Origin of the sequence: Vibrio sp. Vb0888, from assembly GCF_033338835.1 — a bacterium.
Lineage (GTDB): Bacteria > Pseudomonadota > Gammaproteobacteria > Enterobacterales > Vibrionaceae > Vibrio > Vibrio alginolyticus.
Genome location: NZ_JAWOTL010000025.1, coordinates 38,051 through 50,287, shown reverse-complemented (window position 1 = coordinate 50,287; position 12,237 = coordinate 38,051). Strand labels below are relative to the sequence as shown.

Genomic DNA, 12,237 nt, shown 5'->3' with positions numbered 1-12,237 from the left:
TGGTGATTTCTCCAATTGATTTTCCGGTGTAGCGGTTTCCGACGTCTCGGAAAACCAAGTAGTTCTCTCAAAGTTACCTCTATTAACGACACCAAATTCAGAAGCTTTAGAAAAAAGTTTAAAAAAATAACATTGCGAGATTTAGCTAATAAAATTGAAGAAAAGTAAGAAAAAGTGCTCAAGTTTCCACAAATCGAGCCGAGAGGGCCAGATTGTATAGAAAACCAGCAAAAGGAAACAATTGAAGATAAGTTCGCAGACGATAGACGTAAGAATTAGAAAAGAAAAAGCCCCTTTTCCTTTGAGAGAACTGGGGCTAGGTTGGTCGCCAGAGCCTATGTGAAGATCAAGAGAAATGAACACATTTCCGGCATACCGAGTGCAACTTTACATTGAAAATGATTGGCAGGTGAGAGATGAGAGAGCCGCTCATTCTATTGTAAAGTTGCTTGCCAAAAGCCTGCATTCCCATCCACGTCTGAATGTATTGAGTACAGGCTAAGTAAACTACTGCAATAGTGACATTGCAGAGTTTGGCAACTGTTTCGCTTGAGCAAGAATCGATGTACCTGCTTGTTGCAAAATTTGTGCTTTGGTCATTTGCGTGGTTTCTTTCGCAAAATCTGTATCTTTAATTCGGCTGTTCGATGCGTCAACGTTTTCTTGGATATTCGCCAAGTTGTTGATGCTGTGACTCAAACGGTTTTGCTTCGCACCTAAGTCTGCACGTTGCGAGTCTACGTATTTCAGTGCCGAATCCAGCACAGAAATCGCGTTTTGAGAACCTTGTACCGTGGTCATATCAATATCTTGTACTGACGTTCTGATAGGTTCGTCACTCAGGCCAAGCTCAGATGCTAATCCACCAGAAATAGAAATCTCACCCTGAACGTTTGGATGCGCGACAAAAACTTGCAACTTGCCATCTTCACTTACAGACGCATTAATCATATCAGACTGACCATTAATGTAAGTGGCAAGCTCTTCGATGTCGTCGCCCGCTTTGGCATTAATGTTGATTTCTAGATCATCAACATTGCCGTCTTCGTCTTCACCCATACCTGGTAGCGTAATCTTCAAGTCAGATTTAGCTGGGTCAACGCTCCAGTTTTTATCTTTACCGTTCTCAGATAAGAAGGTCACACCGCCCATGCGCGTATCGTCCGCACGAATGCTGGTAAGTCCCATGATCATGGCTTCACCTGAGCTCGCACCAATCTGGAATGCTGCTTCACCGAATGAGCCGTTCAATAGACGACGACCACCAAATGAAGTGGTTTCTGCAATACGGTTTAGCTCGTCAATCAATGCCATTGACTCTTCGTTGATCGCCTGACGCTCAGCCGGAGAGTTAGTACCGTTCGATGATTGAATCGCAAGGTCACGCATTCGTTGCATGACAGAGGTTGCCTCATTCATCGCACCTTCAGCGGTTTGTGCAATCGAGATACCATCGTTCGCGTTACGCATTGCGACATCTAGGCCACGAGACTGTGCAGTTAAGCGGTTAGAGATCTGTAGACCTGCCGCATCATCTTTTGCACTGTTAATCTTATGTCCTGAAGATAAGCGCTCCATCGACGTGTTTAATTCATCAGTCGCTTTGTTTAGGTAACGCTGCGCGGTCATCGCGGAGACGTTAGTACTAACTGTTACAGCCATTTTGCTCTCCTGTTGAGTTCGCAAGCTTTTGCGAAGCGGCCAGCTTTACTCTCATTTGGATAAGCACTGACCGTAAAAGTTACTTGCTAAATCTGCCTTAAACGCAGGGTTTAGAATCTCTAAATCTGTTCTGATATTTTCAATACAATTTGTGTGCCAACTTGCGTAAATTATTTAACTACTTTTAAAAGAATCAAATAAACAATAAGTTAGCTTTATCATTAAGCTATTTCCGGTTTGTCAGACTCATCTTAGCCCAAGGGTATTGAACGCTGCCCTGTTGCCGCCCGACTTGCCTCCCGCATCATTGCCGCTTTGGGTAAAATCGTGCCGCATGACATCTCAGACTCTCAGGTTACGTCGACTTATCGCGCTTAAGGCTTTGCACATAAGGCATCAAAATCAGACAATGTGTATGAGTGTCATACTAGATGTAGTTAAACAACGTTAGATCTTTGGTCTTACCGAATGCTTGTTGCGATGCCTGTAACGCTCGCGAGTTTTCACTGAACTCGATCACGGCTTTAGAGTAATCCAAGTCCTCAAAGTTGCTCTTCGCTTTTGCGAGAGACAAATTAAAGTCTTCATGATTTTGCTCTTGGATATCCAGCGTACTCAATCGAGCACCGGCATCTGTACGCGCTTTATTCAAATGGATAAAAGCAGCGTGGAATTCTTCTGTCATTTGGTGCAATTTGGCGGTCGCCGACGTATCCGAAACCGATTTGTCTGACCATGCCATTGCATCCTTGAAGGTATCGAAAATGCTGAACTCTGCCCGCTTTTCGATCTCAATGCTGTCACCAGGCGTAATTTGACCTTTTACGTGCACTTTCAGGCCTTTGTATTCAATCCCTTTCTCTGGAGAAAACTCATCGGCATCCACTACTTTGCCGTTACGCTCTAATTGGTAACCAAATTTGCCGTTATTCATATCGACAAATGTCACGCGATACGCCGCATCATCCTTCGTATCAACGTTAGTGGCTCTGTTTAATAGCAACTCAGAACCGTTTTGTAGATCGTAATTCGGCTGATAGTCGCCAAATGGGTTTGGTATCTCCATAAACAGCTTGCTGCCAGGATCGTTCATTGGCATCTCAAGCATGCTAGAAACTTTCATTTTGCGCTGATAATCGTCCCCAGCGTATTGCACGCTACCATCTTTATCGCGATAAAATGGTTGGCTTTTTGGCTTAGTGCCAGCAAACACGTAGTTACCAGATTCATCTTGCGAGTTCACCAAGTTAAGGAAGTTGTTCGCAATCTCTTCTAGCTCACGCTTCTTTGCTTGTCGGTCTTCAGCAGAAAAGGCACCGTTAATCATCTCCATCGTTAAGCGCTTCGACTCGTCGGCAAAATTCTCCGCATTGGCGATATTAACTTCGTGGTTTTCTAGACGATTACGCACCAACACTATCGAGCTAAGATATTGTTGTAGCTGTTCTTGTTGCTGACTAATGTTTTGGATGTAATGCGCAGCGAGGGGGTCGTCACTAGGTTTCAGTAACTTTTTCCCTGAAGCAAGTTGCTCTTGGTTGTGGTGAACCTTATTCTCTTGACGACGCAGATCATTTTGTACGGACTGATAGTTATGGAAACTAGAAATTCGGGTTAGCACTTATCTCTTCTCCTTACCTCAGTTGTAAAATGGTATTGAAGGTATCATTCGCCGCTTGCATCACACGTGATGAAGCCATGTACGCTTGTTGAAACTTCATCATGTTGGCCGCTTCTTCATCGAGGTTAACGCCAGAAATAGAAGCAACGCGCTCTTGCGCCGCTTCATGCTCTAAACGAGCGACGGAGGCTAAACGGTTTGCTGTAGAAGATTTCAGTCCAACTTCAGTATTGAGGTTATGATAAACATCGATCAAGGTACTGGATTTTCCATCCATCATCTTGTCTGTTTGGATCTTCTGCATTTTTCTCAAGTTGCCGTTACCACCTTCAGAAGGCACCAAGTTTGCGGTGAATTTATCATTCATCAGTGCGCCTTCGCTCAACTCAAACACGGTTGCATCGCCGTTTTTATACAGCGGATGGCTTTTCGGCACTGAGATTTCAATCATCGGGTTATCTTTATCTAACGGGTATGAGTATTTGTCCGATAGTAAATTACCCTTGTTATCCGTGATCTTTAACCACGGCTTGTCATGCTTCTCGTCGGCTGGTTGTACGGTAACCTCAAACTCTTTAACATCCCCCGCCTCACGAATTTTAAACTTGGCGTTACCTTGGGCAAAAGTGGTTGAGGCTTCATAACTTTGTGCGGCAATAGCTTTTGCGTCATTGGTTTCCATCTTTATGATGGCTGCACCACTTCTCGTTGGGCGGAGCAATACGCGCTCACCGGCGGCAAGGCCTTCACCAATTTGCACTTTCATACCATCCAGAACAAACGACGAATCCGAACGGTCGATGTTCAACGACATTTGCTCACCTTTCGGTGTTGTCACGCTGTATTGGTCGCCATCAAAACGCAGCGAATATTCACCACCTTTGATCGCGGAAATGTCCTCGATGTAAACCGCAACATCAGCTTGTGAGTCAGGCGCAGCAAAAACTCGAGATTTTGCCACCAGCTCAGAGTTCACGTCGGTAAATACGTCTTTACCTATCTTGCCGTTGAGATCCAGACCTTGAGATTGCAGCTGATTAATTTTGTAGGAAAAGCCCGTCGCTAAACGGCCCATTTCATCTTGCAGTTGTGGGATGTGTTTGTCGCGCATTTCAAGTAAAGCGCCGATTTTGCCATCCATATCATCAGACTTGATCGCTTTAATGCCATTCCCTTCCACCATTGCTAATCGTCTTTGATGAACATCCGGATAGCCATCGATCATTTTGAGCTGGCTTGCTTCCGTGCCAGAAACAAGAGTGTGTCCATTGCCGATATGAACATTAAACCCTTCCGCATTTTTGCGTGGGGTTACGGTAACTTTGGTGTACTCTGACAGCTCAGTAACCAGCTTTTCATGCTGATCCATCAGGTCATTATGTGGACCGGGAGTACGCATCATCAGTCGATGAATATCGCGAATTTCCAACGCAAGTTGGTTAACGCGCTCAATGCCCATATCCAATTTTTTATTGGTGACATCAGATTGCAGTCGCACGGTTTCGTGGAAATCATTTAATGTATCAGAGAAGATTTTCGCCTTTTCCAATACCACTTTTCGTGCCCCTAAATCGTTCGGGGTATCTGCCATGGTTTTTACCGCATCGAACCACTCATTCAGGTTCTCAGGAATTTTCTTCGATGCCACAGAGCTCAACATACTAGAGAGCATATCAAGATTGTCTTGGGTATCCGTTTTGTTGGCATTGTTGGTCGACGACAGGTTCAGTTCATTCACGGCAAACTGATCCCACGAGCGGCGAACATTTTCCACATGCACACCCATGCCGTAGGTAGAACCACCAAACATGCGCGGATCATTCGTGCCTTGGATAACAGACTGACGGCTATAACCCTCTGTATTAACATTAGAAATGTTATGACCAGTGGTGTTTAATTGTCTCTGAGCAGTAAGCACACTTTGAGTACCTACATTCAGAAGATCTGACGCCATACATGCCCCCGAAAACGAAATATAAATCGGCAAAACCGATCACCTAGACACATTAAAAGCAAAAGATGTGCCAAGTGATAGAAAGGCGTAGATGTTCAGATAAAGTGAAGGCTTGCACTATGGCAAGCCTTCGAGAACGTCATAAATTGTCGCAGAGACATTACATACTTTCGATTTTATCCTTCACCTGCAGGACTTTATCTGCGTAATTCGGATCGGTCGCGTAACCCGCACTGTGGATACCGCGAATAAACAACTCTGAATTCCCGCGTTTCTGCAATGCTGTCTCGTAACGTGGGTTGTCATTCAAAAATCGTACAAAGTCATTAAAGCTGTCTTCGTAACTTGAGTAGGAGCGAAACGCTGCCGTCTCTTTCACTGGCGTGTTATCGTGGAACTCTAAAGTTTGAGTCGTCACTTTGTCACCCTGCCAGCTTCGATCTGCTTTGATATTAAATAAGTTGTTGCTGCTGCCACGCGCGTTCTTCACGACCTTTTGTCCCCACCCCGTTTCCAAAGCGGCTTGCGCAAGTAGCAGAGATGGCTCGACTCCTAGGGCTTTCGCAGCTTTCTCCGCGTATGGCTTCATCGAGTTAACAAAGGATTCTGGTGAATCGAATCGAGTGGGTTCATTGCTTGGTCGAGATAGTTGACCAGATTCAATCAAGCGCTGTTCAATCTCGCGCGCTTTTTTCGGGTCAACACGACGATATTCCGCAGCATTGTTTGCCGCATCACGCATAGCCGTTTCTTTTTTGTCGTTCCCTTGCCCAGCCGTTAATTGCTTAACAATCATATCGGCCAGTCCCATTGAACCAGACGAACTCAATTCACTCGCCATCTGTTCATCCAACATTTGTCGGTAGAACTTCTCGTTTTGGCTGTTCATCATGTTGGACTCAAAGCCCTCATTGGCTTCACGCATGGATTTCAACATCATGGAGGTGAAGATCGATTCGAACTGACGAGCAGCCGCATGCAATGCTTCTTGCTCGCCATCTTTTCCCTCTTTCACTGCTTTTTGACGCAGAGTGTCCAGAGAACTGATGTCATGGATAAAACCAATGTCGTTAGGATTGTTCATTATACCTACCTCCTAACCATTAAATGATGATCAACTGGCCTTCAATGGCACCAGCTTGCTTCAATGCTTGTAAAATTGCCATCAAGTCCGAAGGCGCAGCCCCGACTTGGTTCACGGCACGGACCAAATCATCCAACGTTAAGCCTGGTTCGAACTTAAACATTTTGCCTTGCTCTTCGCTGACTTCGATATCCGAGTCTGGTACGACTACGGTTTGCCCACCAGAAAAGCCGTTAGGTTGGCTAACATTCAGGTTTTCTTTGATCGCAACCGTCATGCCGCCATGCGTTACTGCTGCTGGTTTAAGACGTACATGCTTACCAACTACAATGGTGCCCGTGCGAGAGTTAACGATGATTTTGGCTGCACCATCTGCTGGGTCGAACTCTAGGTTTTCGATTGCCGATAAGAACGCAACACGCTGGCTGACGTCACGAGGAGCACGCACGCGCACTGATGTCGCGTCAACAGCGCTCGCCATTTGTGGGCCAAGGAAGTTGTTTACAGCATCCGCCATACGTTGAGCCGTTGTGAAGTCTGACTCAAGCAAGTTGAACGTGATGTAATCACCACGACCAAATGGGTTTGGAATTTCTCGCTCTACTGTCGCACCACTAGAGATAAGACCAACGGTTGGATTGTTACCTACGATTTTAGAACCGTCAGCGCCTTCAGCACTGAAGCCGCTCACGACTAAGTTACCTTGAGCAACCGCGTAAACTTGACCGTCGAGACCTTTGAGGAACGTTTGTAGTAGCGTACCACCACGCAAACTTTTAGCACTTCCGATGGAAGAGACAGTCACGTCCACTTGCTGACCCGGTTTAGAGAAAGGCGGCAATTCTGCCGTAACCATGACTGCGGCAACGTTTTTAATTTTTGGCTTTGTGCCCGGCGGCATCTGAATGCCGAAGTTTTGCAGCATGGCGGCGAAACTTTGCTCTGTAAACGGGTTCGCTTCACCCGTACCAGGTAAGCCTGAAACCAAACCATAACCCACGAGTTGGTTGCTTCGTACACCTGCCACTTGCGCGACGTCTTTGATACGTGCGGCTTGGGCTACGGTAGAAAACAGAGCAACGCTCATCAGTACTAAAAGGAGTTTTTTCATGCTTACTTATCTCTTGCAGTCAAATTGCCGTCAGCACGGCGTGTTATAGCGCTACATTAAAGAATCGTGCCAAGAAGCCTGGCTCTTGCATATCTTGTTGCAAACCAGTGCCAGAGTACTGAATTCTTGCGTTAGAAACGCGATTTGATGCAATGGTGTTGTCGAAATTAATATCATCCGGACGAATAGTGCCACTTAAACGTATGTACTCATCACCCGTATTTAGCGTCATCCACTTCTCACCGCGGATCACGAGGTTGCCGTTTGCCAGTACTTCGATCACCTCAACAGTGATGTAACCACTGATGCTGTTGCTCTGCTTTGCAGAAGAGTCACCTGCAAATGAGTTGGAGTTGTTTAAGTCATAAGAGAAATTATATTTTCCGCCAATTTGCAGCTCTTCTCCGCCCACTTGAAGCGGGTCCATTTGCGCTTCATTGGTTTTCGATAAATCGGCATTTGCGCTTTTCGTCGCACTGGTTGTCTCATCCAGTGTTACGGTAATAATGTCGCCAATACCACGTGGTTTAGAATCGTCGTAGAGATCGGTAATGTGCTCGGCGCTAAACAACGAACCTGTTGCAGCAGCATAATGCTCAGGTTTGTTTTTCGGATGAATTGGAGCCCAAGCAGGATCGCCAGCAACCGGATCGCTTCTACCACGTAAAGTATCTACAATACCGCTGCTCTCTTCTTTCGATTTATCGCCTTCTACTGCGTCGACCACAGTGGTTGCTTGTGTCACTTCATCCGTTTCAATCGGTTCCAACATGGCACAGCCCGACATCGTAGCAATCAAAGCGAGTAGGCAAATACGTTTCATCGTGAGCTCCTCAAATCTTGCTCTTAATCGTTACAATTGCTGGTTAACGAAGCTCATCATTTTATCGACTGACGAGATCACTTTTGAGTTCATTTCGTAAACGCGCTGGGCTTCGATCATGTTGACCAACTCTTCCGTTACATTCACGTTGGACGCTTCCAGCATGGATTGACGAATTTCACCCAAACCGTCCAAACCAGGAACACCCTCTTGTGGATCGCCACTGGCACCCGTTGGTAAGTAAAGGTTCTGACCAATTGGCTCTAGGCCGCCCGGGTTAACAAAATCTGTAATGGTTAGCTGACCAACGACTTGGTTGTCTTGCTGACCTCGGACGCGAACCGACACTTCACCATCCGTACCGACAGTAATAGAAATCGCATCTTCTGGAATCACAATTTCAGGCTCTACAGGGTAGCCAGAACCCGACGTGACTAACGTGCCTTCACCATTGAGCGTGAACTGACCGTTACGGGTATAACCGATGTTGCCGTCCGGCAATGTCACTTGGAAAAAACCGTCGCCTTCCACCATCATGTCCAGTGCGTTGGTCGTTGTCTGTGCATTGCCGTGCGTGTGCACTTTTTGCGTCGCAACCACTTTAGAACCCGCACCTAACATCAAACCACTTGGCAGTTCCGTGTTCTGAGATGACTGGCCGCCAGGTTGGTTGATGTTCTGATAGAACAAATCTTCGAATACTGCACGGCTCTTTTTGTAGCCGACAGTAGAAGCGTTCGCCAAGTTGTTCGAAATCGTGGCAATGTTGGTTTGTTGGGCGTCTAGACCTGTTTTACTTACCCATAGTGCTGGATGCATAGTGAACCTCTAACTCTGTTAACTCATACGAAGCAGTGAATCTGAAGATTTATCCATTTCTTCAGCTGTGCTCATCATCTTGACTTGCATTTCAAACTGACGTTGTAAGTCAATCAATGCGGTCATTTCACCTACGGCATTCACGTTACTGCCTTCTATCGCTCCCGTCTGGAGACTAACAGTCGCGTCTGCTTCGTAAGGTTGGTTTGGAGTTTTATGGCGAAATAAGCCATTGGTGTCTTTAAACAAGCTTTGATCATTAGGCTTAACGAGCTTAATGCGATCAGCCGCTTGGAATTCTTCTGCCGGGGCACCTTGAGGAAGTACAGAGATGGTGCCATCCCGACCGATTTCAATTTTGGAGAGAGGGATAGGCAAAGTAATCGGCGCGTCGTTTTCACCCAGCACCAAATGACCACTTGCGTTGGTAAGCATGCCATTTTGATCGACTTTTAGGTTGCCGTTACGGGTCAACCCTTCTTTCCCTGTATGATCGAGTACCGATATCCAACCGCTGCCTTCAATCGTCACATCCAGATCACGCCCTGTTGTAATCACGCTACCTTGAGCAAAGTTATGCCCTGGACGCTCTGTCATGCTGAATACACGTGAAGGATGGCCTTCACCATAAGCCTGCATTGAGCGAGCCTGTGCTAAATCAGCCCGAAATCCGGTCGTGCTTACGTTAGCCAAGTTATTAGCGCGCAATTGTAGTGCCTGCATATTTTGCTTGGCGCCACTCATTGCGAGAAACAGTGCGCGATCCATAAATTACTCCAAAAAATCTCTCTGTACACGGAGTAAAAAGCAATAGTTATGCCAAAACAAAAATAGACTTATTAATCAATACTTTGAATTAAAAATCAACAATGAAAAGAGGTCAATAGAGGCAGAAAACTGTAACGAGAGGCAAGGTTTTGATCCATACGGCGGCAACAGCGGCAAATCGTAGATCAAAGCATGCTTAGCCTGAGTGAGGTGTATTCAGGCTAAGCATCAGATGAATGTCATGATGAAAATGAACAAAGCGGTAATTACTAAGAAGCAATCACACGCCATTGCTTACTCAAGCAGAGTATCGAATGACCCAGCTAGTGCTCTAGCGGATCTGTAAGATATTCTGTTGTAGTTGGTTGTGTACTTCTAGCGAACGTGAGTTTGCTTGGAAGTTACGCTGAGCAGAGATCAGGTCCACCAACTCCTGCGTCATATCAATGTTTGACTGTTCCAGCATACCGTTATTGATGGTGCCGAAAGAGCCTTTATTTGATTCACCCCAGATCTTGTCACCAGAGAACTGCGTTGAATCCCATTGAGTGCCGCCTTTCTTATCCAGACCTTGCTCGTTTGGAACACGTACGAGAGCAACACGACCCAATGTAACGTTTTCACCGTTTGAGTAAGTTCCCAATACGCTGCCGTTTTCATCGAAGTCAACTTTGGTTAGGAAGCCCGTCGTTGCACCGTCTTCGTCAAACTTAGTCAGTTCGAACGGAGCCGCAAACTGTGTTGCTGAGCCTAAGCCGAAGTTAAGCGTCTGCGCAGGATCGGCACCATTCATATCGACTGGTGTCGTGTTCGTCGCCGGATCGCCCAGAGCCACAGAAGTGATTGGCTGACCATTGTTCAAGCTCGCCAACGTACCATCGTTGTTGAACTTCATGGTATGCCCCACATGACCTGTTGGCGTTTGCGCATCACCAGCCGCAACATTTAAAGGCTTTTCACCTTCTTTATCTGTCACGGTGTAGTAAGTGTTCCATGTATTTGGCTGAGTCTGATCTTTCAAGTAATACGTCGTTAGCTTGTAAGACTGACCCATCGAGTCATAAATTGTCGAAGAGGTTGAACGGTTGTATGTATCTGGGTCTGAAAAATCAAACTGCGTTGGATCTTTCAAATCGCCGTTCGCTGGCAAGTTCACACCCACTTCAATGTTTGCTGTTTGTTTTGGCTTACCAAATTCAGCAGGAATATTGATGGGTTGTGGCTCGTATGAAGAAACCTCACCAGAGCTTGGGTCCACTTGGTAACCTAATAAGAACTCATCGTTCGCGGTCACCATGTAGTTTTCTTTATTTAAGTGAAATGCACCATTACGTGTCAGTTCATTCTGTTGTGGAGTTAGACGCTCTTTCGCTACAGCGAAAAAACCTGTCCCCGAAACACGCAAATCCATTGGGTTGTTGGTGTAAATGCTAGAGCCTTCATGGAACTGCTGTGCCACTTGGCTTGCTTGCGCACCACCACCCGGTGTGGTTTTTGCGTTAGTAAATAAAGAGTTAGAGTAGACATCAGCAAACTCAGCACGGGACTCTTTAAAGCCGTAAGTGTTGGCGTTCGCAATGTTGTTACTGGTGGTATTCAAATCCAGTTGGGCGGCGGACAAACCGCTTAAAGATACATATGACATTCCAAAATCTCCTAATCTAGCGAGCTATGACTACGCTTTGCCGACTTCCAATACTTCTGCAAGTCGAACTGGCGATTCAAAACCAGCCAGATTGAGTAATACGTTTCCGTCACCTTTGCCAAGCAATACGCTGTTTACGTTGGCGTATGTCGATACTGGGAACTCTTGCGACTCCCCTTCAACTAAGCCAGACGCTTTCACTTTGTATTTGCCAGCTGGCAGTGGATTTCCGCTTTCATCTTTACCGTCCCAAAGCACACGCGTGTCGCCGGCTGGTTTCGCCCCTACCTCAAAGGTACGAACCAGTTGGCCAGCTTCATCCTCTACACGAACAAACAGATTATCGATAGATTGTGAAAGCTTAACCATTGCCGCCATTGGTGCGTCGTCCTGCTTCACACCTGCTGCTCCTGGGACCAATACGTCACGCCCTACCAAAGAGGAAGCTTGTAACGCTTGATTTGATGTCATTGACGAATTCAAACTCTCAAACTGAGTGTTCATCTTGCCAATGCCATCAACGGTCGCAAATGAAGCCATTTGCGCAATCATCTGGTCATTACTTACCGGCTTAAAAGGGTCTTGCTGAGACAGTTGCTTCGTGAGCAATGATAAGAAGTCTTCCTGTTTTAGGTCCTGCTTACCCGTGCTCTCTTCCGCTTTCTTGTTACTCTCTTGTAGACTTTTAAGCTGGTCGATATAGGACAAGCCGCTTTGACCAACGTTGTTAATTCCGGCCATACGCTACCC

Annotated in this window: 10 protein-coding genes; all 10 read right to left on the bottom strand. The window is 46.2% G+C overall.

What is annotated here, in order from left to right:
• Positions 1-507: 507 nt before the first annotated feature.
• The 10 genes from R7P72_RS21655 to flgD all read right to left on the bottom strand — a co-directional run bounded on the left by R7P72_RS21655 (position 508) and on the right by flgD (position 12,228).
• A complete protein-coding gene (locus tag R7P72_RS21655; protein WP_005382038.1) occupies positions 508-1,662 on the bottom strand; it encodes a flagellin in 1,155 nt (384 codons plus the stop codon).
• Positions 1,663-2,089: 427 nt separating this feature from the next.
• Positions 2,090-3,283 (bottom strand): flagellar hook-associated protein FlgL, encoded by a 1,194-nt coding sequence (gene flgL, locus R7P72_RS21650; protein WP_047102907.1) that lies wholly within the window; start codon positions 3,281-3,283, stop codon positions 2,090-2,092.
• A gap of 13 nt (positions 3,284-3,296) precedes the next feature.
• Positions 3,297-5,237 carry a flagellar hook-associated protein FlgK gene (gene flgK / locus R7P72_RS21645; RefSeq protein ID WP_136976123.1) on the bottom strand — a complete coding sequence of 647 codons (1,941 nt, stop codon included), beginning with the start codon at positions 5,235-5,237 and terminating at the stop codon, positions 3,297-3,299.
• A 160-nt stretch (positions 5,238-5,397) separates the two neighbouring features.
• The gene (gene flgJ, locus R7P72_RS21640; protein ID WP_042522768.1) at positions 5,398-6,324 is read right to left on the bottom strand and encodes a flagellar assembly peptidoglycan hydrolase FlgJ; all 927 of its coding nucleotides are present in this window, start codon (positions 6,322-6,324) and stop codon (positions 5,398-5,400) included.
• Positions 6,325-6,340: 16 nt separating this feature from the next.
• The gene (locus R7P72_RS21635) at positions 6,341-7,432 is read right to left on the bottom strand and encodes a flagellar basal body P-ring protein FlgI (protein WP_005393118.1); all 1,092 of its coding nucleotides are present in this window, start codon (positions 7,430-7,432) and stop codon (positions 6,341-6,343) included.
• A 43-nt stretch (positions 7,433-7,475) separates the two neighbouring features.
• Entirely contained in the window at positions 7,476-8,255 is a 780-nt protein-coding gene (flgH, locus tag R7P72_RS21630; RefSeq protein ID WP_005382033.1) for a flagellar basal body L-ring protein FlgH, read from the bottom strand.
• Positions 8,256-8,285: 30 nt separating this feature from the next.
• Positions 8,286-9,074, bottom strand: coding sequence for a flagellar basal-body rod protein FlgG (gene flgG / locus R7P72_RS21625; RefSeq protein WP_005382032.1), 789 nt, complete (start codon positions 9,072-9,074; stop codon positions 8,286-8,288).
• An 18-nt stretch (positions 9,075-9,092) separates the two neighbouring features.
• A complete protein-coding gene (locus tag R7P72_RS21620; RefSeq protein ID WP_136976124.1) occupies positions 9,093-9,842 on the bottom strand; it encodes a flagellar basal body rod protein FlgF in 750 nt (249 codons plus the stop codon).
• 331 nt (positions 9,843-10,173) lie between these two features.
• Complete coding sequence (gene flgE / locus R7P72_RS21615; RefSeq protein WP_005382030.1) at positions 10,174-11,487, bottom strand: flagellar hook protein FlgE; 1,314 nt, start codon at positions 11,485-11,487, stop codon at positions 10,174-10,176.
• 30 nt (positions 11,488-11,517) lie between these two features.
• Positions 11,518-12,228 (bottom strand): flagellar hook assembly protein FlgD, encoded by a 711-nt coding sequence (flgD, locus tag R7P72_RS21610; RefSeq protein WP_005382029.1) that lies wholly within the window; start codon positions 12,226-12,228, stop codon positions 11,518-11,520.
• Between the last annotated feature and the right edge of the window lie 9 nt (positions 12,229-12,237).